At 33.6% G+C, this 23,633-nt stretch carries 21 protein-coding genes; 10 read left to right on the forward strand and 11 right to left on the reverse strand.

Features of this window, described 5'->3' with window-relative positions; all coding sequences use genetic code 11:
* Both UABHE_RS20045 and UABHE_RS20050 read left to right on the forward strand, forming a co-directional pair.
* Window positions 1-498: a hypothetical protein gene (locus tag UABHE_RS20045; RefSeq protein ID WP_372365038.1), complete on the forward strand. Its 498-nt coding sequence runs from the start codon at window positions 1-3 to the stop codon at window positions 496-498.
* Between the two features lie 89 nt (window positions 499-587).
* A complete protein-coding gene (locus tag UABHE_RS20050; RefSeq protein ID WP_372365039.1) occupies window positions 588-1,136 on the forward strand; it encodes a hypothetical protein in 549 nt (182 codons plus the stop codon).
* 43 nt (window positions 1,137-1,179) lie between these two features.
* Here the strand turns inward: UABHE_RS20050 and UABHE_RS20055 are convergent, their stop codons facing one another.
* The 4 genes from UABHE_RS20055 to UABHE_RS20070 all read right to left on the reverse strand — a co-directional run bounded on the left by UABHE_RS20055 (window position 1,180) and on the right by UABHE_RS20070 (window position 3,443).
* Window positions 1,180-1,584: an IS200/IS605 family accessory protein TnpB-related protein gene (locus UABHE_RS20055; RefSeq protein ID WP_372365040.1), complete on the reverse strand. Its 405-nt coding sequence runs from the start codon at window positions 1,582-1,584 to the stop codon at window positions 1,180-1,182.
* A 66-nt stretch (window positions 1,585-1,650) separates the two neighbouring features.
* Entirely contained in the window at window positions 1,651-2,505 is an 855-nt protein-coding gene (locus UABHE_RS20060) for an IS3 family transposase (RefSeq protein WP_372365041.1), read from the reverse strand.
* Complete coding sequence (locus UABHE_RS20065) at window positions 2,498-2,788, reverse strand: transposase (protein ID WP_372365043.1); 291 nt, start codon at window positions 2,786-2,788, stop codon at window positions 2,498-2,500. The genes UABHE_RS20060 and UABHE_RS20065 overlap by 8 nt, the downstream gene beginning before the upstream one ends.
* Before the next feature lie 31 nt (window positions 2,789-2,819).
* Window positions 2,820-3,443 carry a hypothetical protein gene (locus UABHE_RS20070; RefSeq protein ID WP_372365044.1) on the reverse strand — a complete coding sequence of 208 codons (624 nt, stop codon included), beginning with the start codon at window positions 3,441-3,443 and terminating at the stop codon, window positions 2,820-2,822.
* Between the two features lie 457 nt (window positions 3,444-3,900).
* On the opposite strand from UABHE_RS20070, the gene UABHE_RS20075 reads away from it, so the two are divergent.
* Window positions 3,901-4,038 (forward strand): hypothetical protein, encoded by a 138-nt coding sequence (locus UABHE_RS20075; RefSeq protein WP_372365045.1) that lies wholly within the window; start codon window positions 3,901-3,903, stop codon window positions 4,036-4,038.
* 511 nt (window positions 4,039-4,549) lie between these two features.
* Here UABHE_RS20075 and UABHE_RS20080 read toward each other — a convergent pair.
* The gene (locus UABHE_RS20080; protein ID WP_372365046.1) at window positions 4,550-4,747 is read right to left on the reverse strand and encodes a hypothetical protein; all 198 of its coding nucleotides are present in this window, start codon (window positions 4,745-4,747) and stop codon (window positions 4,550-4,552) included.
* Between the two features lie 305 nt (window positions 4,748-5,052).
* Here UABHE_RS20080 and UABHE_RS20085 point away from each other — a divergent pair, with 305 nt between their 5' ends.
* On the forward strand, window positions 5,053-5,817 hold the full coding sequence (locus UABHE_RS20085; RefSeq protein ID WP_372365047.1) for a hypothetical protein: 765 nt from the start codon (window positions 5,053-5,055) through the stop codon (window positions 5,815-5,817).
* Window positions 5,818-5,852: 35 nt separating this feature from the next.
* Complete coding sequence (locus UABHE_RS20090; protein WP_372365048.1) at window positions 5,853-6,425, forward strand: hypothetical protein; 573 nt, start codon at window positions 5,853-5,855, stop codon at window positions 6,423-6,425.
* Window positions 6,426-6,490: 65 nt separating this feature from the next.
* Here the strand turns inward: UABHE_RS20090 and UABHE_RS20095 are convergent, their stop codons facing one another.
* The 3 genes from UABHE_RS20095 to UABHE_RS20105 form a co-directional block, all read right to left on the reverse strand.
* Window positions 6,491-7,105, reverse strand: coding sequence for a PEP-CTERM sorting domain-containing protein (locus tag UABHE_RS20095; protein WP_372365049.1), 615 nt, complete (start codon window positions 7,103-7,105; stop codon window positions 6,491-6,493).
* Window positions 7,106-7,174: 69 nt separating this feature from the next.
* Window positions 7,175-7,534: a DUF952 domain-containing protein gene (locus UABHE_RS20100; protein ID WP_372365050.1), complete on the reverse strand. Its 360-nt coding sequence runs from the start codon at window positions 7,532-7,534 to the stop codon at window positions 7,175-7,177.
* A 194-nt stretch (window positions 7,535-7,728) separates the two neighbouring features.
* Window positions 7,729-8,361 (reverse strand): hemolysin III family protein, encoded by a 633-nt coding sequence (locus UABHE_RS20105; protein WP_372365051.1) that lies wholly within the window; start codon window positions 8,359-8,361, stop codon window positions 7,729-7,731.
* A gap of 194 nt (window positions 8,362-8,555) precedes the next feature.
* Here UABHE_RS20105 and UABHE_RS20110 point away from each other — a divergent pair, with 194 nt between their 5' ends.
* Together UABHE_RS20110 and UABHE_RS20115 are read left to right on the forward strand one after the other, a co-directional pair.
* Window positions 8,556-12,725, forward strand: a complete 4,170-nt coding sequence (locus UABHE_RS20110; protein WP_372365052.1) for a protein kinase — start codon at window positions 8,556-8,558, stop codon at window positions 12,723-12,725.
* Between the two features lie 61 nt (window positions 12,726-12,786).
* A complete protein-coding gene (locus tag UABHE_RS20115; protein ID WP_372365054.1) occupies window positions 12,787-13,020 on the forward strand; it encodes a hypothetical protein in 234 nt (77 codons plus the stop codon).
* 109 nt (window positions 13,021-13,129) lie between these two features.
* On the opposite strand, the gene UABHE_RS20120 is transcribed toward UABHE_RS20115, so the two are convergent.
* Window positions 13,130-15,505 carry a hypothetical protein gene (locus tag UABHE_RS20120; protein WP_372365056.1) on the reverse strand — a complete coding sequence of 792 codons (2,376 nt, stop codon included), beginning with the start codon at window positions 15,503-15,505 and terminating at the stop codon, window positions 13,130-13,132.
* A gap of 133 nt (window positions 15,506-15,638) precedes the next feature.
* A complete protein-coding gene (locus tag UABHE_RS20125) occupies window positions 15,639-16,895 on the reverse strand; it encodes a hypothetical protein (protein ID WP_372365057.1) in 1,257 nt (418 codons plus the stop codon).
* 179 nt (window positions 16,896-17,074) lie between these two features.
* Here UABHE_RS20125 and UABHE_RS20130 point away from each other — a divergent pair, with 179 nt between their 5' ends.
* The 3 genes from UABHE_RS20130 to UABHE_RS20140 all read left to right on the forward strand — a co-directional run bounded on the left by UABHE_RS20130 (window position 17,075) and on the right by UABHE_RS20140 (window position 20,741).
* A complete protein-coding gene (locus UABHE_RS20130) occupies window positions 17,075-18,139 on the forward strand; it encodes an ADP-ribosylglycohydrolase family protein (RefSeq protein ID WP_372365060.1) in 1,065 nt (354 codons plus the stop codon).
* Between the two features lie 18 nt (window positions 18,140-18,157).
* Complete coding sequence (locus tag UABHE_RS20135; RefSeq protein ID WP_372365061.1) at window positions 18,158-19,144, forward strand: BtrH N-terminal domain-containing protein; 987 nt, start codon at window positions 18,158-18,160, stop codon at window positions 19,142-19,144.
* 670 nt (window positions 19,145-19,814) lie between these two features.
* Window positions 19,815-20,741 (forward strand): hypothetical protein, encoded by a 927-nt coding sequence (locus UABHE_RS20140; protein WP_372365062.1) that lies wholly within the window; start codon window positions 19,815-19,817, stop codon window positions 20,739-20,741.
* A gap of 33 nt (window positions 20,742-20,774) precedes the next feature.
* Here the strand turns inward: UABHE_RS20140 and UABHE_RS20145 are convergent, their stop codons facing one another.
* Window positions 20,775-23,357, reverse strand: coding sequence for a PQQ-binding-like beta-propeller repeat protein (locus UABHE_RS20145; RefSeq protein ID WP_372365063.1), 2,583 nt, complete (start codon window positions 23,355-23,357; stop codon window positions 20,775-20,777).
* Window positions 23,358-23,633 lie beyond the last annotated feature (276 nt).

Below are 23,633 nucleotides of genomic sequence, written 5' to 3' on the forward strand. Positions count from 1 at the left end.
ATGTACTATTTTTATTTATTTTTGGTGTGGTGGCATATTCTTGGGATAACTGTATGGCTAGGAGCAAATTTTTTCCTCGTACTGGTTTTTTTACCTGTAGCTAAAAAGAAAAAATACCAAGCACTGTATCCGCAATTATTTTCTGATGTAGTAATACGCTTACGCACGATTTCGTGGATGGTATTGAGCAGTGTTGTACTCAGCGGCGTATTTTTGATGTTTTTTCGTTTTGGTAGAGCTGTTGCCTCTTGGAATTTTTGGCAACAGTTCTATGGCGAAACTTTATTCATCAAACTTTGTCTTGTGGTAATAGTAATTATTGGTAGTTTTTTACACGATTTTTATTGGGGAGAGAAAGCGATAAAGCTACTAAAAGAATCACCTAATTCTCCCGTAACTCAAAAAATGCGCCGTTTGTCTTCTTACTTAGGACGAGCAATATTTTTACTTGGTTTAGTTATTGTATTTTTAGCAGTTAAATTTGTTCGTGGAGGTTAGGTTTGTTTAAGGTAAAACCTACGCTAATAATACGTTAATACGCTTTAAAATATCTATCCATTCAACTTTTACTAAAAACAGGTGTTGTAATGAACAAATCGTTATTTTTTATTTATACACTGCTCATCTCGCACATTTTTTGCGAATCTCTTGTTATAGAAAAAAAATTCTTACCACCAAAATCAGCAGATATCTATCGCTACGTCTCCTTTGAAGTCCCTGATAATATTCGTGAAACTCAAGTTAGTTACGAATATGACCGCCAAAAGCATACTGTAGATGTTGGTATTTTTGACAGCAATGGTTTAGGGAAGGAAGGTTTTCGCGGTTGGAGTGGTGGTAGTAAAAGTGAATTTATTATTGCTGAGAACCATGCAACCGCATCCTATTTACCAGGACCTCTCTATAAAGGCAAATGGCATGTCATTTTTGGTTTATACAAAGTCACTCCAACAAGAGTAGATATTACTATAAAAATTGATTTTAAATTGATGCCGACTAATCCTTCTCCGAATCCACGATCTCAATGGAATCCAAACAGGGTATTAGAGGACAATGCACGTTGGTACAAAGGTGACCTTCATATGCATACTAATCACAGTGATGGCAAACAAACAATTGAAGAACTAGTAACATAGTTCACGAAAACATTATCAAATATTACATTTAATGAATTTTCATTTAAAAAGGAGTGATCCTTTTGGGGAATACTACTATGCCCTCTATCCCGTTAGCAAAAGCATTCGGGATTGCTTTTCGAATAATGTTTGCTGCCCCGTTGATATCAGCATTAAACAAAATATTTTGTTTAGGCCTAAATAGACCTCGTTTAACACGGCGTCCCAAATAATTTTGATGTTTCTTAATCGGTTCACTGTCTAAGAAAGAACATTTAGAAGTGTAACTTTCTTCTTGAATAAGAACTTCAATACCAGCAAGTTGGGCTTTGTAGGTAAGTTGGTTAACAAACTGAGAATGGGGAATAGAAACAAAATTTTGATTATTCCTTTTGCCAATGTTAATCTGTTGCTTCCAATCATCGTTTTTGCCAATAACTAATGTTCCAATACTTTTCTCAACTAGCAATTTAATATAGTGCTAACGTTTGTCAATACCATTTTTTGATCTAAAATAAGAAAGAAAGACAGTGCCCTAACTAGCTATTTTTTTATTGTAAAAGCGAAAGTATATTTCGCGAGGGGTGGCATAATCAAGAGACTGATGTATCCTTTCATTGTTATAAAACTGAATATACTCGCGAATAGCAAGTTTAGCTTGCTCAACAGTGTGGTACTCATTGAGAAAGACTTCTTCGTATTTTAGACTCCTCCAAAATCGTTCAATTATAACGTTATCCAAACAGCGTCCTTTTCCATCCATAGATATTTTGATTCCGTTATTTTTGAGTACTTTCGTGAACTCATTAGAAGTAAATTGAGATCCTTGGTCAGTATTGAAAATACAGGGTTTATGTTTGGTATCTAAAGCATCTTGTAAAGCCTGAATACAAAAATCCTGATCCATAGTAGTAGAGATTTGATGAGAAATTACATACCGACTATGCCAATCAATAACAGCGGTAAGATAGACCCATCCCTTGTTTTTGATGCGTATAAACGTAATATCTGTCGCCCACACCATGTCAGAATAATTAATGTCTAAATCTTTAAGTAGATATGGATATTTCTTGTGATCCTTTCTTGGCACTGACAGCCTGGGCTTTGGATACAGCGTTTTGATTCCGAGTTGTTTTTTGAGTCGTCTGACTTTTCTGTAGCCTACATGATTTCCAAGCCTTTTTAGAATCTCTGCTGTTTTACGATAGCCGTAAAAAGGATGTTTTTCCCCTACCCACCGTATTTTCTCAGCTAAATCTAACTCAACTTTATTACATTTTCGTTTGTAGTATAGATTGCCTCTACGGACATCTAGAATTTCACATTGCTTGCGAACAGAGTATTCACTGTCATTTTTATCTACAAGTTCTAATCGGTGTTTACTACTCAACTTCTCCAAGCTTTTTTTTTAACCAGTTGTGCTCTGCCTGTAGCTTCCCCAATTCTCGATATAGCTTTTCAACCGTTTGTTCTTGTTCTTTTTCCTCTGGGCTTTTACCACGCTGAAATATTCCACACATACCTTCTTTTACTTGTTTTTTCCACTTTGATATCAACACTGTTGATACTTCGTATTTGTTGCTCAACTCTTGAATTGTTTTTTCTTCTTTTAAAGCTTCCAGCGCTACTTTAGCTTTAAAATCTTTGCTGTAACTTTTACGCATTCGTCCCATGCTCTTCTCCTAAATTTCTTGTAGCGCTGTATTATATCTTATTTTGCTTTAAATTTTGGCACGATTTTGCGTTACCATTATAGTGTACGGCGAGACGCATTCCTGGTACCAAATTAATATAACGACTTTCGCGATTAAAGCTATACATATAAGGAAGTATCTCTGAGAAAAGCAAAGGCAAAGAAGATGCAATGCGATTGATAGCAAGCCTCAATCCCCCAGGGCGTAAACGCTTATTGTGTTCTAACTTTTCCAAGGTTAGGCAAAACGAATCAAAAGATTCTTTTAACGCTTGTCTTTTTTCTGCTTCGTAAGAGAATATACGCTCTTTTTGCACTTCCACTTGCGCAATGAGATCTTTACCTTTTTTTACCCACGTCAAAGAAAAGTCTTTGTTATTTTCATCACTTTCTTTATCGCCATCTGTAACATCACCGGCAATATCTCTAATGTAAAGAATTAAATTATTCGGATTCTCTTGTCTTTTCTGATATTGCGCCTCTACTGTTTCCAAGGAAAGTTTTCGTCCATCTTTTGTAAAGTTAAGAGGATGTAAAGGAGTATTATCTTTGATATATGGTGGAAATAGAAAGGGGCCAAATTGCTTTCTATCTGCGGTTGAGAACATTATAACTTCATAATCATCATGGGGCATCTTTGTTCCTCAAGTTTGCAAAAATTTTAACCGATTTTGTATTTGAAATTTTATTCTATTTTCTATTTCAAATATAGAAATGATAGTAAATACATATTTCCTGATAACAATTATGATTAATTTAACTAATAATGCATATAATAGCAAAAAGCTAAATTTTTTAAAATTTAAAATTTTAAACATTTGTATTTTTTGGGCTATTGCGCTCTTCAATTGAAACTTTGATTTTATAGTATTAATAGGACTTGTTATCGTTCAAAATGTTGTTTCGAGCCTGAGTCCGATTTCAAAGTTTTTAATCAAACAAAGAAATATTTGTTACAACTCATAAAAGCTCTATTTTTCTACCACCTTTATAAAGTTTCGGAAACGGGCTTGGACTCGGAAACGGGCTCGATATTACTCGCAGTATCACAATATAGGCAATGATATTTCAGCAACTGGCTAGGAAATCCAATTGAAAAGAGAATGGATATTTAAAAATCGTAAGACTTTGGTGGTGATCGTAATCGAAATTATTACTGTGTTTGGTAAATTCTGGGAAGTTCACGAAAACAATAATAGGAGCTCTAAAGCCAAGATTATTGGATCGTAATTGTCACTGTAATAGTTGTTGTATTTCTTTGTAAAGGAATGTTCTTATAGGAGGAAATGAGTTATGTTGAGTGCTACTAAGTGACCTGACAACAGTAGTTGCCCGTTGAATGCAGAGCTTTTATTTTCTAGTGCGGCGCGACGAGGGCGCGTAGCTCTAGCTGCGTAACTAAGGAGCAACAAAACTAGAAATTAAAAGAACAAAATACCAATGGGTAAATACTTTTGGCGCGTCACTTAATACATTGATTCAAAATTATTTATACATTCTAACTTGTACTTTTGAGCGTCGGCGTCGTTATTTTTCAGTTATAAAACTATGGCTTTGCGCCTTCAAAGTGCCTAGCTGAACACTCAAAATTAACTGCGTTATAATGCGTAAAAATTTATGAATCAATGTACTTAATGTAATCATGATGCATTGCAATCCTTGAAAAAGAATTACGATACTTGGAGTACTTGATTCGTGCTACCAACTACCGAAAACGAGTCGTCATACTGAAGTTCTTTGTTTAATAAAGTTCGTCATTCTGTTCTCTTCCTTCTTCTTTTTCTAGAGTTTCTTTTTCTTTTAACTGTGTCGACTTGTTTTTTTCATCGATTTTTAACTTTTTATTATAAGCCTCTAACCATAGTTCGTAGTTTTTGTAGAATTCTCGTTCTTGTTTACTAACACCAAGAAACCTATTTTTATTATCTCTTGCACGCACTACCCGACCATTAATATTTCTGAAAGTGAATCTCTTTCGCCTCACTTAGTCGCATTTGCTGGTCTAATGTTTTCAAGCAGTGTTTTGTTTTTGACTATTTTACCAACACTTCTACGATGAAGTTATATCACATTTATTGTGAAATTGTCAGGTCATCTCCCAAAATTTTAGTTCTAACAGTCTCGGTTTATTGATTTTTTTAATCTGTAAAACAATGTGTATTGTTCTCTAGAGAAAAAGACGGTAAAATAGAACCATGATCTGACAAAATAGATTCCCTCGTAAAATTTCCTTAGGATAAAACAATGACACATAACGCAAATGATAAGACTTACAAATTACTCAAAAATATACCTGAGTCACAACAATCGATAGAGAAAGCTTCAAATAAGGTTGTCGAGGCGTATCGTATTGGACGATTTTTGCAACAGGCAAATGAAGTGTTTGCGGAGTTGAAAAAGAACAAAAATGTTGAGGAGCCTAAAGAGAAGAACAAGCAGGAGTTAAAAGAAGAAATCAAGAAAGAGCCAAAGCAAGAGGTTAGCCAATCAAAATTAAAACTTCAACAAAAACCACAGCTAAAAGTACAAAAATTAAAACTAAAAACAAAGCCCATTAAAAGTTTAAATTTTAAAAATGCAAACTCTAAAAATGCAAACTCTAAAAATACAAACTCTAAAAATACAAACTCTATGAAAGAGCAACTGTCTATTCCACCAATTGAATTGACATGGAGTACTTGGCATAACTGGAATGATCTTAAACAACATTTGCGCAAGAGCAAGATTAAACTACCTACATCCCCTGGTGTGTATCAAGTTAAATTGAAAAAACAAAAAGAACTACTTGCTGTAGGCAAAACTATGAATCTCAGGTCAAGAGTAAAGCAGGGGCTTGTTGTTGGTTCTGTTTCTTTTAGTTTAGGTAAAAAGATAAGAAAAAACGAAAAGTGCTCTGAGCTTGTGGTGCGTTGGGCAGAAACTAATAGAATATCAACTGTAGAAGAGACACTGCATTTAAAATATAAAGAAGATTTTGGGAAATTTCCAAAATATACGAAACAAATCTAAGGTAGGTTCTATAAAGGCCAACGAGGAGAATTGTATTGGAAAGAAAATGGATAGTTACTATACTTGAAAACTGTAAGGCTTTAGCAAGTGGTGATTCTAGTAAGTATTATGAGTGTGTCTGGCAAATTCTGACGAGTTCTCGCGAAGAACTAGAAGAAATTCTCCAACAATTATTAGAAATTTCGCTCTCTAACCTGCCTAATTGTTTAAAAGCATTAGTTAGTCATAGGTATATGTTAATACTACCTGATGGAGATTTTTATTCCTTGGCTAAAGATATTCTAGATAAATACTTGGTCAAACCGCAAGATAAAAGTTTAATAGAAATCTGTAATGAGTTGTCAAAAAGTGACATGGGATTTGCTGAAGAATTTGAGGCGTGCGCATTCTATATTATAACAGCCTCATTTGAAGAATTAGAACATATTGTTTCTATCGTATATGATACTTTTTTTAATGAACTATCAGTGCCTGTTTTATCTTTTATTGGACAAAGATGCGCTCTTATAGGAGGAGATGATGATTATGTTGATCACGCTACTGCTCTAATCACAATGCATTGTAGTCCTGGGGAAGATGACAATGCAATACTTGGAGTTTTTGATTAGCACTGCGATTATCGCGAATATTTTCTTGTCGTTTGAAAAATACTTATTTTTTAAAATGATACGTGTTATTTAGTTTTTACTTTAGGTAGTTTTTGTCTTTTTTGAACAAGAAGTGCGCAAAGTAAAAACAATACTAGATAAGTAGAGGGTTCTGGAACAGCGCTTATTATTAAAATGTCGCTATTAAAATTAGCAAAATCTCCCCCTAAGGCAAACGTTCCATCGAGTATGTCAGGATTGAGTTCTACAAATGCAGCGTCAGAGGGGTCGTATTCGTGAATAGCGTCGAACGTTATCACATCACCTATTGATGCGGTGAATACGTCATCAAAATTAAAAGTCAAGTCATCACCACCTACATTGTCTCCATCACTATCAATAGAGTTATTGTCAATGATGAGATTAACAATCTGCGAAGTTGTTTCATTTCTAACAGTTCCAATCGCTATTGCGTTTAGACCAGGATCTTGTACATTCTCGCTAATCAATTCATTGATTATTCCATTGTTTATAGCAACATCGGCAAATCTATTGGAACTGAAATCTCTATTTATAATATCTGTGCCTGTTATACTTTGAAAAATACCACCATCTCCTCGATCTCTTAGCGTTACAATAATTTCTGCTGTTGTAAAGTGTCCCATCATGAGAATAGTGGTAAATATTAGTATGTTTTTCATTATTTTTTCCCAAAATTTGAAACGTTCAGCGCCAAAGAAATGTACTTATACATATTTTGAGTACAATGGTTAAATAGATTTAGATCCTTTGTTTAGCTCACTCGGTAAATAAAAGTTTCCATCTTGTTGGCAATTAAAGTCAATCACCTTTACCACCACATTAACAGGCAAAGAATCATAAACATGAGGGAATAAAACTTCTCCTCCTTCAAGATTTTCATCTACGACTTTGCATTCGAGTTTTTGTCGTTCTATTTGCAAAATAACTAAATTCTTTTTGCCTTGAAAGAACTTGTTTGCAGAACCTACAATTTGTTGTAAGTATGAGCAGTGAATAAAGCCTTCTTCTGAAAAGCCTTGTGGTAGGTACGTTTCTTTTACTTGTGACCATTCGTCTTTTGAGGTTATGTGGTATAAATATTTTTCCATATCTTAAATTAGCCCTGTCATCATTCAAAATGTTCTTTCGAGCCCGGCTTCAAAGCTTTTACTCAAGCAAAGAAGCATTTGTTACAACTTGCAAAAGCTCTGTTTTTCTACCTTTAGAAAGTTTCAGAAGCGGATTTAATATTACCCGCAATATATAATATAAAGCAATGATATTTTAACGAGATGCCTGAGTCCTACACTGTGTAAAAGATAATCATATGAAAATGACACCAACTTCCACCTAAGACAAACATATGCCACACTGTGTGAAAAAACCGTATGCTATCTTTTACGTAGAAATAAACACCTAATGTATAAGAAGCACCACCAGCAAATAGCCATACTAAAGCGCCTGCAGGTAATACGGCAATCATTGACTTGATCATCACTAGAGCTAACCATCCCATTAGTAAATATAATACTAAACCAAAGACAGCGGTTTTTTCTAGGTGAAAACTTTTGATATATACACCTAAAAATGCCAAGCCCCAAATAACAGTAAGAACGATCATGGCATCGTGGTTTCCTATTTTGAACATCACTGGTGTATAACAACCTGCAATGAATAAATAAATGGCGGAGTGGTCGAGTATTTGGAATATTCTCTTAAGTTTTGGGGTTTTTACGGTGTGGTATAATGTGGAGGCTGCATACAAAAAAAATAGTGTGCTACCATAAACGATTAAACTCAACACTTCACTTTCATTTCCTTGCCAATCGCTAAAAGTAATAAATGCTATGATTGCAATGACCAAACCGATGCCGTGGGTTAAGCTGTTTGCTAGTTCTTCTTGTGTTGTTTGTTCGTTATTAAGTCGTTCGGTCATAATAATCCTCTTGTTTATTTAGATGAAATTTTTTAAAGTGTACTTTGGTTTGATCTTAAGATGAATATTCTAACGATATTTACGTTACCTGTCTAGAAATAAGGCGTTATTTCTAGAAAAACTTTTGGAGTGTACTTTCGTTATTGAGTACTCAAAGTTTTAATATTCGTGGTGCTTTAATTTGGATTATAATTATGCAAAGTAATAAGTTTTTACAATACACTATTGTCGAAAAAATAGGCCAAGGTGGTGTGGGTACGGTTTACAAGTGTATTGAAGATGTCAGTCAGCGCGTAGTTGCTGTTAAATTTCTTTTGCCAAGAGCAGTTCAGAATATCTCTCGCAAGAGATTTCTTCGTGAAGCAAATATACTTGGAGCATTAAACCACCCAAGTATTGTAAAAATTTACAATGCTGGTGAATTTAAAGGTAAATTGTTTATTGTGATGGAGCTTCTCGAAGGAATGACATTAAAGAGTACAGATACTAGTTCATGGTCTTTTACAGACAAAGTTGACATAGTGCAAAAAATTGCACAAGCACTTAACTATACTCACAAGCAACAAATTACTCATCGCGACATTAAACCTGAAAATATTTTTATAACTAGAGATTTAAGACCTATTGTTCTTGATTTTGGTTTAGCAAAAAAGGCAAATATTAAGTCTAAAAAATTAACTAAAACGGGCGATATCATTGGCACTGCGCATTACATGTCCCCAGAACAAGTCAATGGCGAAAAATTAGACGGCCAAACCGATATCTATGCATTAGGAGCAGTTCTGTTTGAATTACTATACGAGAAAAAAATGATCCCTGGAACTACAAATATGGAGATCCTTTTAAATAGTTTAAAACTCAAACGCGCTACTGTTAATAAAAAATTAGTTCCGTATGACTTAGACCTTATTTGTACAAAAGCAACGAGTTCTAAAAAATTGCGTTATGCAACAATGGATAATTTTCTTCAAGACTTACAAGATTTTGCTAAGGGAAACAAAGCGAAAGGATTACGAGAATTTAAATTTAGAATGGTTCTAAAAAAGAGTATTCCTTTTGTTATTGGAATACTCTTTTTTATGAGTATATTTTTTCTCAAAAATCAATCAGTATCTATACAACTGACAACAACAAAAGATTATATTTTATCTATTGAAAATTTATTACTTAACCAACAGTATGAGCAAGCGCGAATATTGCTTAATTCTATCGAAAAGAACAGCGACTCTTATGCTCAACAATTACGTATTCTAAAAGGAAGGACACTTCTTGGCTTAAAAGAATATAGTGCATTTTCTCATGAGTATTCTAACATAGATATATCAACAAATTGGTTGCTAATTATTGCAACGATCGAAATGTACTGTGATCAAGAAAACTACAATTCTGCGCAACTAGCACTTAATAATCTTCCTAATAATTCTTTGCAATACTTACAGGGAATCTCTTCTAATGACATGAAACACTATCTACAAGGTAAAGTGTATTTCTTTACGGAAAAAATGGAACAAGCTTATATTGAATTTTCTAAAATCACAACGCCCAAAAAGTTATTTTCTTGGTATCCATCTCTGTATTACTACCTAGGTATTATAAGCTCTTCAAAAGAAGAGCTACCAAGAGCGTTTTCCTATTTCCAACAAGCATATAAACGCCAACCAAACAAAAGTACCTTGTATGAAATGTCAAAGTGCGTGATTTCTTTTCTTGGCTCACAAGAAAAAATACCAACAAAATTGCAAAAAGAGCAAGTTGAATTTTGCATCTTAGCATTACAGAACACTATTGCTGTGGAGCCTAGCGTTGGCAAGTTATATTATTATTTAGGTGTAATTAAATACAATTACAAGCAAAATGCCTACCAAGATTTAATCCGCGCAGCAGAGTTAGGAGAAAGAAAACAGATATTTGATATACTGTTAAAAATATGCAAAAACGATTTTTATAAATACCAACAATTACTAAAGACATTTCGATATATTTTTCGTTATTATGAACGGTTTGAAAGACCAGATATATTTGAAGAAGTCATTCAAGAAGAGCAAAAGAAATATGAAAGAGATTATTATCGCAATCAGTTAGCTACAAAAACTAACTCTTATAAAAATACAGTTTCTTTATTGAAAAGAGCGCCGGAAGCTACGCAAAAAACGATAGTCGAATCTTTACCTGTTACTGAGAGTATTGCGCGTCTTTTAAAAACAAATTACCCCACTTTGTATAAAGATCACTACCAGCAAAAGTCAAAGAGGCTAATTCGCTATTATCTAACATATTTGTATTTTGTTGATAATTTACAAATGCAAAACGAAATTAAACTTAAAGTGGAGGAAGTTTTAAGCATCGCAAAAGATAAACGCGAAAACGCTATTATTCGTTATTTGGCAATGCGTATGTTATTGCGGGTATATGACTATGAAAACTTACATATGGAAAAGTTTGTGGATGAAACAGGTCAAATCATCAACTCTTTAGTCGCCTTTCGTCATGGTTTAATTAATATCTCAGCACAAGTGGCTAAAGATATGTGGGAGAAATGTAGTGGTTTGCGTTCTACCTTTCTTGGTAATTTATTGATCGATTCGTTTATTGAACGTCATAATACAAGTCTTGTCGGGATTGTTCCTTCTGATTTCAGTGAAGAAGCGTCTGGGATTCTTTATGCTAGTTACTTATACCTACTAAGCGAAAATAGTGGTGCTGAAACACACTTACGTTCTGTAATTGCAAAACAGAAAAACAAAAAACTTACTACGTATGCCTATTACATGTTACTGCAAAAAATAAGTATAAAGGATATCGCAAAGCAAAAAACATACACTCTTGGGTTAAGTACGGAATTATTAACGGATATAGCTTTAAAAGCTATTGTTTACGAGTTGGAAACAATACCTCTACCAAAAAACTCACTTGTTGTAAAAGAAAACGTAGGCGGAATATTCAAAGAAACGTTTTTTAAGAAAACGCTTTCGAAAATCATGCGTGGAGAAAATTTTACAATTACGAGTTTATCAGCGCGTATATGGAGTAAACTGCCTACTGTAAAAGATAATGACTTGCTTTCTTATTTAAACGATGATAATACTTCGATTGTTATGCGTTCTCTAACATATTTTTACTTCATGGAAAGCAATCCCGGTATTTTTATGAACCACTTCTTAAAAAATATAGAAAATATTGGCAAAGTAAAAATACCTGAAATAATCAAAACGTATGGTTTACTTCCAGAAGAGACGCCGATTAATATTCGGTTTTTGCTAGAACATTTGGAAAATCCAACATTAAAGATTTTACTATATCGTCAAATGCAGGAAGTTTTCTTACTTAGTAGTTTTGAAGTTTTACGCGGTTTAAAATTTTCTTATGAAGAGTACAAAGAATTTCTGAGTAGTCATGTGATTCATCCACTATCCGAAGCGATATATGATTTTCATCCACAGGCGGTTTGCGATCATATAGATAAAAATCCTTTCCCTTTTATAAATGATTTCTTTGTGGAAATATGTAAAAGTCTTCCTGATCTACACCGTAAGGAAATCGATTATCGTAAAGAACTGCGCAAAGAAATACTTAAGCAATTGAAAAAGCATTTTAATCGTAAGACGGGGCTTGATGTTTACCTTGCTGGCGTAGCCATTTACACTCCTCAAAATGAATGTTTGGGTATTTGTAAACAAAGCTTAAAGAAACTGTCTATTGAAAAACAAAAGCAAGTGGCTTTAGGTTTTTATATACGAGCCAAGAGAATTATATATAAATTAGATACAAAAAAAATGCGTAAACTTTTTCTTAAAAAAAATCGCTTACAGAGAACTTTTCCATTTCGCGGTAGCAATTTATATAAAGATCGTTATACAAAAGATATTAACTTACTAAAAGCCCAAAGTAATGATATTATCGATACCGTAGCTCAAAATCTTGATTACGCACTAAGCCTTGACCATAATTCAAAATACCTATTTGAACGTGCAGTAGTCTATCGTGCACAAAAAAAATACGAAAAAGCAGTGGAACTATTAGAGAAAGCTCTTTTACTTAGAGCGTCTCCGCACTATTTATTAGAAAAAATTGAAATAAAATCAATGCAAAATAAGCTAACTGACGAGCTTTGTCAGACTTTAACAAAATTAGAAAGTCGAACGACCAATCGCATGTTTCTGAAACGCATCGCCAAAATCTATGCTACGTGCAACAAGAAAAAAAGCCGGCAGTTGTATCAACAGCTTTTTATCGAAGATCCCTATGATATTTCATGTGTTGAGCATCTTATAAATATGTCCTCAACAATTTCGCAAAAACACTGGAGTTTATCTTTGTCTGTTATAAAAGAAAAAATTAAACGTCAAAAACTTCCTTTGGACTAAAATTAGGTCCTGCATACTAAAAAAGCCAATGGTCAAAAACATATTTACGAAAGAACATATTATGTCTAATCAAAGATACCAAGATCGATTAAAGAAGTACCAAGGAAAAAGAGTTGATCTACTTTCGCGAGAAAATGCATTTATGCTAACGCCAAAAGAAGAAGGATATTGGATATTACAAGAAGTGTGTGAGGACCACATTGTTCTAGAATCTAACGACTACCAAGAAATGTACCCACTGAGTTTAATTTTTTTGAGAAAAGCGAAAATGCCTAAAGAAGAAGCAAAGAAATAAAAGCGTAAATGCCGGTGCGTCCTAATAAAACGCAAAAATATATTAAGGCACTAGCCATAAAAGATATTTTTGCGTTTTTAACCGAAAATTTAGCGCTATAAAATTACTACTATTCTAAGATCTCAAATTCTTCATCGGAAAACATATCTATTTTTCCAATAATTACTTTTTTGACTGAATCAATAATATTAAAATAATTATTATCATCACTAACCATAAATTTGGAATTAGCAAAGTAAATTTTGTTAGGGTCTCTTACTTTAATATCCTGAAACTTCATATCTTTTATGTTTACAAGAAAAACTTTCGATTCGGTCCAAGAAGTTAGGGCAAGAGTATTATTTCCAAATGCGCATGATTCGCAATCAAGGTAGTGCTCTATTTCATCAATAAATTTTTGAAGTTCTATTGAGTATATCATCAATTTGTTGGAGCTTGCGATAAGTACTTTGTCTTCTGTTAATTGAAATATACGACCTAAGGTGCTGTCTTCCTCAAAAACACCATCCATTTCTGCAACTAGGCTCTTTTCCTGAAGATCAACAATTAAAATTGTATGATCTTCCATGTCAGAGATTAAGATACTTGCTACATTGTTATAAATTGAAACGTCTAGGGTCCTTCCTCGCCCTTCAAAAGGGCATGTATAAATCTCTTGTAATGTGTTTAGGTCTATAATCGTTATTTTATCAGAGAGCAATGCAAATAGTTTTGCATTACGCACTAAAAAAGCTGTTGGTTTCTCGGCTAATTCTAGTTGTTTTAACGTTTCTCCCTCTGTTACCGATAATATACTACTGTTGAGGTGTTTAAATACAAAGAAATTCTCGCCTGTTGAAATTTCATGCACATAATCTGGAAGATCAATGGTATGACTTTTCCTTTTGTCGATATCAAAAAAATGTGCTTCTTTTTTATTTACACTGACAAAGTAAGTAGAGCTCTTTTTAACTAGTCTACTGGGAATTACATTTTTAACGAGAGTTGTTTCAAAATTTTTAGTATTTAATAGACAGACTTTATCTTTGTAAATCAGACCTAAAGATTTTTCTTGGGAAGAGTTTGAAATAACTGGGGTAGAAGGAATTTCAGTTTCAATGAGTCCTTTTTTCACATCGCACGTATCTAAAAGCATAGTCTTATTAGTAGTGTGTACAAAAAAGTGATCGTGGTGAAAAGAAATAGCTAAATATGTATCCTCTGTCGCAGCTTCGAAAATTTTGCGACGATTGGAAGCATAAAAAACCTGTAATTTTGTTTCAGAAACGAAAGCAATTAATCCATTACCATAAGCAATTCCTATTGGCTTCTCAAGTCCGATAGGAATCATCTCTTTTTGCTGATATTTTCCATCAATTACTGAAAAAGGGACTAAAAAAGATATTCCAAATAAAGGGTTTTTTGCACCAACCCAAAAGTGTCCATTTCCATACGTAACAAAATTTTCGTCTATAATCAATTCTGCTTCTTTTGGCGTTACTTCAGTGAAATTGTCTTCATTTACCCCTTTAAAATGCATTTTGTTATTTTTGGTGTCGGCTAATACTAATGTAGTATCATTGTGTGCGTAAAACTCAAATGAAATATCAGCTGTTTCCTTTGGATTTGTTAGATCGTTTAATGGTATTTCAATTACTGTTCCTTGGTCTATAGAGAAACTTAGCACTATTTTATCTTGTAAAACAATCATGTTATTAAAGTAAAAAGTTTCTATTGAGGTCTCAATGGACGTTTCGCTTTCTATTTTATCACTATTTTCATTGATGGAATACAAAACGAAATTGCCGTTAAAAACATGCTCTCCTAGTACATAGAAAAAGCCATTTCCATAACGAATTGCGATAGGAATACTAGATAGTTGGTCCTCTGATATAATTTTTTTTATTGTATTATCTACAACGTCAAAGAAGTATATATTATCTGTATCTTGCTCTTCATTGTAAATAATGGCAGCAAACATATTTTTACCGTAAGCAATAGCTGTTCGTTCAGTAATGTATCCTTCGGAAAATGTTGTTTTGCTTTCGGGGTTATTTAGGTCGTAAAAAGACAATGCTCTGATTTCATCGTTTTCTGGAATGATTTTAGTAAAGGCAATTTTTTTTATATTCTCTATAATTATTTTGAATTTGACTTTACTAAATCCCAGCTTTTTAACAATATTGCCATTGTTGCGCGCTGCGATTTCAAATTCAGTGATATCTAAATTAGATGTTGGTGTGCCTTGAATAAACAATTTACTTTTGTCTTTTTTTTGCCCTCGAAAAAATGTTAAACCGGCTGGTAAATCAGGAGTAATATTCCATTCTGATGCAATAACTGATCTCCCAGAGTCGGTTTTTGTAGAGATAGTTATAGTTGGTATGGCATTTCCTTTTGAGAACCGAAATAGAGTTTTTTCTATTTCTAAATTTGTGACAGGGGGCGTTCCTGCAAATACAAGTGTTATACTTAAAAAATACAGATATAAAAGTATACGAAACATAACGTTCTCCGTTAATTTTGAAGCTGAGGAGATGTACCACCTATTAAAATGAGTGGTACATCTTAATTTTAATCTAACGCAATATATTCTATGACTTCGTTAAACGTGAAAAGCAAATCACAGCAATAATTCATTATTTCTTTTTTACCATGATCGAAAGATCACAGTCTACAAAAAATTGACTAGTAGACCCTTCTATAACGCTTTTTTCAGCAATAAGTTGAACTAAATCTGATTTCATGAAATCTTTGCGAAGCTTCAAAACCATTTCTTTAACATTACTTGAGATATCTGTCATTTCAACTGTACCTGAAACGAATTCTTTTCCTTGCAGGTCTATTTTGATAGTTTTACCTGTGTAACGTACGCTTTGTATTATTTCTTCTATTTCAAATACATTGTACACCAGTTTGATTTGAATTTTGATGTCAAAAGTACTTTTGCTATCAGCCATTAATACAAGTTGTGGACCAATAATTGGATTAGGAACTATGTGCGAAGTAATCTTGACATTGTTATTGCCGCCAATAATTTCTATAGATTCTTGGCTATCAAAATCATTTGGCAGTTTAACCATTTCAACGCTAGATGAAGAGGTTAATGCTATTTCTTTTTCAAAAACAGCTGTATTTCCCGAAGTTCTTGCAAACTCGAAACTATTTTCAATTTTTACTGCTGCAAGTGAAAAGTGAACTTCAAAAATACCTCTATGTATAAGTTGCTGATTAGTTAGTGGTTTGCTAAATGTACATTGAAAAACAACTTTCGATCCAGGAAGTGATTTTGGAGCTTTGTAGATACGACCTTTTTTCATACGTTGCTTGAAGACAACTTTACCATTAACAGTGATTTTTGCGTTACCATCAGCAACTGCTGATATTCCAAGAATTGGTTTTCCTGCTAACTGAAATAAATTTATAGGATCAATCACTTTTTGTTTCTTTTTTGAAGTAATTATTTTTGGAACAATACTTGTAACGCCATTGAAAGCTTGAGATTTTTGCGGCAATGCTATGTGTTTTGCATTTTCTATATCTTGTCGAGAAATTAACACTGGTCCAAAATATTTCGGAGATAAAGAGATGCAGTATAATTTATCGTTAGTGGTTATTAGAGTTTTAATAAACACTTGTTGGTCTTTTATAAATGCGCCAAAAGCTCCATTTGACTGCTTATGGTCTATTTCCGAGTTTTCCTCGTTTGACAAGTCCTCTATTGTGTAATTTCGAGATAATTCCCAAATAGTACTGAGCACAGAAGCACTATCTCTATGAGAGAGAAGTAAATTTTCATCTTCAGATAATTTATTTAGATGGGAATAGACTGTTTCAACAGATACATTTGCATTTAATGTTAAAATACATACAAATAAACACGCTATATATTTCATTGCGAAAAACCTTTCTTAAACTCTGACTTGATGCTAAAGTGATATACTGTTTATAGACAATATAGTATAACGTAAGTGGTTTATTTTACAATGACTCGCATATAAAACAAATTTAAATAATAAAAAATTAGGACTTGCCAACAAGTCCGCATAAAACCTCAAACAAAAGTGAGAATGTTATGAATACCCACCATAATATTTTGGCTAATTTATTTAGCAATAAACAAATTGATATCTTACATGGAAAATTATTAAATGAAACTCCCACAAAAATCGCTGTTGATTTTGATCGTATTACTGGAATGATTTGGGGAGTTGCTATTGGAGATGCTCTTGGTTTTCCAACAGAAGGCTTGTTACCTGATCGCAGAAAAAAGAGGCACGGTGACATTACTTCTTATACCAAAAACATTGGCTCTGTTTCTGATGATACTCAGCTTACAATGTGGACTTTAGAACAAATGATTGCTGATCAAGAGTTTATTCCTGAAAATATTGCAGCAAAGTTTTGCGAGGGCAATATTATTGGTATGGGGCAAACAGTAAGGGGATTTCGTAAAAATTTTAAACAAGGTTTACCATGGTATGAATGCGGTCCTAAATCTGCAGGAAATGGTGCTTTAATGCGTATAGCCCCTATAATTATTCCGCATATAAACGATAGTGCACTATTGTGGAAGAATACCACGCTGTTAGCAATGATGACTCATAATGATTCCGGCTCTATTTCTGCATGCCTCGCTTTTGTTTATATGCTACGTGAACTATTGCAAATGAGCAAGCCACCTCGAAGTCGTTGGTGGCTAGATACCTATGTTGAAATTGCAAAACAATTTGAACGCGATGCTTCTTATCGACCTCGTGGAGGTTCATTTCGTGGTTATCATGGTACAATTTATAGTTTCGCCAAGAAGCGGATCGCTGAAGCGAAAGAGAAAGACCTTTCGGTGCTCGATGCTTGTAATTCTTGGTACTCTGGAGCATATTTATTAGAAACAGTACCATCAGTAATTTATATTTTAACTAAGTATGGGAATGATCCACAACAAGCGATAACCCGTGCAGCAACAGATACCAAAGACAATGATACTATCGCTGCTATTGTCGGTGCTGCCATGGGTGCACTACATGGAAAAAAGAGCTTTCCACAAAAATGGATTGAGAATCATTGTGGGCGTGCTGATGTACATAGCCCTCTCATTGAAGAAACCCTGCAAAAAGCTCAAGAGCTGTGGACTTTATAGATTAAGAACAGAGGAACAATGATTATAAATAACTTTGAAGCATTTATAGGACAACATTGCGAAACTACAGCAACTGGTAGTCTTTTGAAGCAAAATAAGTTAACTCTTTCGGAACCAATGCTTTTTGGAATTGGTGAAGGATTGAGCTATATTTTTTGGAATATGAAGGGGATGGACTTTCCTTTTATTGGTGGTAGAGTAAAACCAGATCTTCTTACCATTAATATTTGCCGAAATTTAGGCTTGGTTTTGGAAATCAAAGAAACATCTTCCATAAAAAAAGCTTGGAAAAATGTCGCAGAATACTTACAAGTAGGACAAGCTGTTGGACTGAAGTTGGATTGCTACTATTTAGAATATTTCTCGACAAAAGTACATTTTGCAGCGCATTATGTTGCAATATACGGATACGACAATAAATATGCTTACCTTGTAGACACTAAACAGCAAGGAGGCCGAAAAGTGAAAACCTCTCTAAAAAGTCTTGAACTTGCTAGAAGCGAAAAAGGTCCTATGTCATCGAAAAACCGAAGTTATGTAATTAAGCCCAGTGAAAAGAAAATTGATTTAAAAGAAGCGGTCAAGAATGCTATCAAAAATAATACCAAAGACTATCTCAATCCACCCATTCGCAACATTAGTTATAAAGGTATATTTAAGACAAGCAAAGAAATCAAAAAGCTATTTCAGGAAGCTAAAGATATAAAGAAAAATTTTCAAATGACAGCAACCTTTATGGAAAGAGCCGGAACTGGTGGAGCACTATTTCGCAACTTGTACCGAGATTTTTTAAAAGAAAGCTACGAATTGCTCAAAATAGAAGATTTAAAGTTTGTACATCATGAGTTTGTGAAAATCGCAGAAAAATGGACGATTGTGGCAAATTTACTTCATAAAGCAGGTGATACTTTAAATGTCGTATACATAAATCAAGCTTCTGAAATATTGTTAAAATTATCCGAGCAAGAAAAAGATGCAATGGAACACTTGCAAAGTATTTTTTAAGTTTACTTATTAAGTAATTACTTTTGTCAGGTTACTAAGGGAAGTGGCGGAAAATAATTTACCATTTTACATGCTCTTTTATCCATCAACTTCGTTATTCTTCACTTACAGAACTAAGACTATGCGCGTTTAAAATGCCTAGTTGATAAATAAAATTTCTATGTAAAATCTGGTATATTATTTTCAACCACCTCCCTTATTTAGTACTACAGTTGTAATTAAAATAACAAATAGGTAGCTATAAAAATTAGACACTCTGTAGGTCTTATTTTATCGATAGCTCTTCTCAAATAGCAAAAAATACTGTTATTTGTAAACAGCTAGAAACACCGAAAAATAAGGAACTGTACTTAGTTACAACTGTAGTATTAGGGCGTGTCATCATTCAAAATATTGTGTGTTTTTTCGAGCCCGAGCCCGTTTCCGAGCCCGTTTCCGAAACTTTCACTAACAATTTATCAAAGAAGCAAAGTTTCTTTTTCCATCGCAAAAAACTAGTATTGAACCAATAAATCACTTTCTGTCGCTCTCAAAAAGTTTTCGGGCGCGGGCTCGCAAACGGGCTCGGGCTCAATACTACTGGCGTATCATTAAATGAATCCGTTATATTTTTATCTGTATTGAATGATGACACGCCCTAGTAATTTGTCCCTAAATTTTAGAGATTTTTATGATAAACAACAATGATCTATTATTATTTGCTAAAGCTTCGCTGAATACATTTACATTTTCGCATCTGAATATATGTAAAGAGAAGGCTATCTTTTTTCTAAAAGATGAAATAAGCGCAAATATAAACGAACTTAACTTACCAAAAGTGAAAGACAAAAGACACGAGTATTTTAAAATTGATGGCTCTTGTAGCAATGACTACACTGAAAAAATTTTGTCGTTAGGCACTGGAAAAAAAGTTATTTACGGAATTCGTCATTTCGGAGGAAATCGGGATTTTCCTTTTGTTCATTTTCAACCAAATTTCTCATTATCTTCTAAAGAAGAAGTAGTGTATGTTTACCAAAAAGTAAAAGCTGAATTCGAAATGTTTTGCCCTTTGTATGTCAATTTTTGGAGTAATATCCAATTAGAAGGTACCTCTTTAGGTTGTGTTTACATGGTCTCTACATCAAAAAACATGCAAGAACTTCCTCCTTGGAATAAAGAGAAGCAAATAAGTTTTGAAGATATTTGTGATCATTCTTACTATGATTGGTATAAAAAAGGCTATGATGCGTTTCATTGTGATTTTCCGAAATTGAAAGATCGCGTTACTGTTAACGATCTTGATACTATGAGAACTTCGTTAGATCAGGGTCTTCTTAAATTTGTTATTTACAAAGGAGAAAGAATCGGTCTTATTGCGGCAGAAAAAAGTTCTTTTTTAGATCATCCAGGCATTTACTTTAATGAAATTTATATTGAAAAAAAACTGAAAGGGCAGGGTTTAGCTAAAGCTATTCAGAGAAAATTTGTTACTTTGTTTACTAAAAATAGCTTTATTTGGGGAACAATTGACGCCCAAAATCTTCCGTCGTACAAGACAGCGTTAACAAATGCAAGAACACCTATCAGATATGAGTGTTTTGTGAAAATCAATTAGGCCTACGCGATTTATTGCAAACAACACAAATTTCTATTCTTTCTTTTTGTATGCATACAAATAACCATCAGCGCTGGTAATATAAATATTGTCTTTATAGATGACCGGTGAAGATTTATTGTAAGAAGATCGTCTGTCTACTAGGTGATATAATACTATTTCTTCATTTTCTAAATTTACGGAATAAAAACCTTGGTTGCTGTTAATAAATATCTCACCGCCAGCAATTACTGGAGATGACCGCACTAAATTATCTATGTTTTTTTTTATTTTCAGTATCGTTTTTCGCTGTTGTGAATCTATTCGATCTATAACCTTCATTTGTTTTAGATCTACGCTTTGTATAAGACCAGATCTATTTGTAATCCAAATCTTGTTATTATAAAAAACGCCAGTAGAAGAGATCTTTCCTTCCAAAGGACACACTTCCTTCTGTTTGCCGTTTTTGGCATCTAAAACTACAAGTTTGCCGTATAGCGAAATATATATATTGTCTCCTTTAATAATTGGACAACTATAGGTCTTTGCTTTTAAGTCTTTCTTCCACAATGTATTACCGTTATTGATATCTAAGCAGTAAACTTGTCCATCGTATGTAGAAAGAATAATTCCATTTTTGCAAAGAGATGGTGAGGAGTATATTGAGGCACCGTTTAATGGCGCAACCCACTTTTTTTGCGATGTTTTTAAATCTATAGCGTAGAAATAATCTTTTTCTGCGTTTGCGTAAAGGGTATCTTCTATGATCAGAGGAGAATAACGTAGTGACTGTTTTATATCGTAATGAAACAATTTTTGTCCGTTGTAGATATCTAAACCGTAAATACCTCCGCTCTCGTTACCAAAATAGACAATACCATTAGAAATAGACGCAAAGCCTTTAATAGGGGAAACAGAGTTAAACTTCCACAGAAGTTCACCTTGATCGTTTACACAGTAAAAGAAGCCATCGCGACAGCCAAAAAATATACAATCGTCTAAAACTATAGGAGAAAAGGTTATTACCGCATTCTCTACAGAAAACTTCCACTGTAATTGTAATGGAGTTATTTTATTTACTTTAGCCTTGGAAAACCTGGCTGTATTATCAAGAAATAGTGCCAAATTTTTTTGTTGAGTACGATGAATTTTTCGAATTAGTTTGTAATAGCGTTTTGACTGAGTAAATAAAGTTATTTTTAGTGAATTTTCTCCATATTTTAAAGGAATTTCCATACCGAATTGTGTTATTTTGGGATCCCAAGGAAACTGTTTATTTTTTGTATGTATTTCTACGATTCCTGGCGGTAAAGCAATTTTTAGATCGACTTTACTTGTCTTTGCCGAAACCAAAATAGAACTTTTTGTATCTAAAGGTTCGGGTAAAACGATTTTAGTATTTCGCCTTAGTATATCGATGTGCTCTATCAAAGATTTTGATTTTAACACTGCATAGATGTTTCCGATTAAACTAACAAACAATATAGTAAATAAAACAATATAATATCTATGTTGATGTGTCCAAAAAGATATTTTCTTCAAACTAGAAGATGATTGAGGTGTGACAATACTCACTCCATCTAAAAAGCGCTGTAAATCTTTTACCATTTCCTCTACAGACAAAAATCTATCTTTTTTATCTTTTGCGATAGCCTTCATACATATATTCTCAAGATCTTGGGGAATAATAGGGTTGATTTTTCTGACGGGAATTGGCGATGAATTAACCACTTTATGCAATGTACCAAGAGGTGTCGGAGCAGTAAATGGAAGCTGCTGAGTAAGCATCTTATATAAAGTAACTCCTAAAGCATAGATATCTGTTTGCTGATCTATGAGCTTTGTTTTTCCTCGAGCTTGTTCAGGAGCCATATAAGCAGGAGTTCCAATTAGAGAGCCTGTTTGGGTCAGGCGCGATCCTTCGCGAGTAAAACGCGCCAGACCAAAATCAGTAACTACTGGGTCTTTATCATTGCGCATAATTACATTTCCTGGTTTTATATCGCGATGTAAAATTTGTTTTTTATGAGCATGTTGAATTGCTTTTGCAATTTTAATAAAAATTTCTACGCATCGACGAGAACTAAACTTACGACTTTTTAAAAATGTCTCTAGGTCTGTTCCTTCTATACATTCCATAGTAAAAAAATTAATGCCATTATACCTGCCAACATCGTATATCTGAACAATATTAGGATGTTGTAATCTTTGCATCGCAGACGTTTCTACAAAGAAACGATTTTCTTGTTCTTGTTGGGCGTACTCACCAGCTAGCATAATTTTCAATGCCACTTTTGTGTCTCTATCAGGGTCATACGCGAGCAATACGCGCCCCATTGTTCCATTACCTAGTTCATCTACAGTTATATACTTTCCAAAATTTTTAGCTACTGTATTTGAGGTGGATGAATTTTCTGAAATATTTTCTTTAGGAGCCTTATAAAATTGCCTTAGCACGCTATCCAAAATACTTTGGTTTACATAGCTTTTTTCAATACAATGATTGATTAGCCATTTTAAATTTTCTGCGTCCTCTTTATTTGAACACTTTTGGTTCCAAATTGTTTGAATGGGAGCGGTGTCTATCTTATTTATTCTTAGTAAATGAAAAAAATAGTTTTTTAAAGGAAGAGTCATTTATTTATCCCTAGAAAAACATCAAATTTGTGGCCATTTCATAATAGGTTTTATTTTCGAGTGTATACGAAATAAGACGTTTCACCAAGAAAATTTTATTGCAAAAATAGAGCTCTTAATATATAAAATAAAGCGTAATTCTCTTAAAGAATCTTTTGTGTTTCGTTTAAGTAGCCTTTGCGTACTCTCGGTTCGCCTACTATATCCCAGAACGCCCTATCTGTATGTTTAAGCCCACTAAGTTAATGGTCAATTCGTTGAGTAAAGCTCAACTTT

It is taken from the genome of Candidatus Uabimicrobium helgolandensis, assembly GCF_041508025.1.
Classification (GTDB): Bacteria; Planctomycetota; Uabimicrobiia; order Uabimicrobiales; family Uabimicrobiaceae; genus Uabimicrobium; species Uabimicrobium helgolandensis.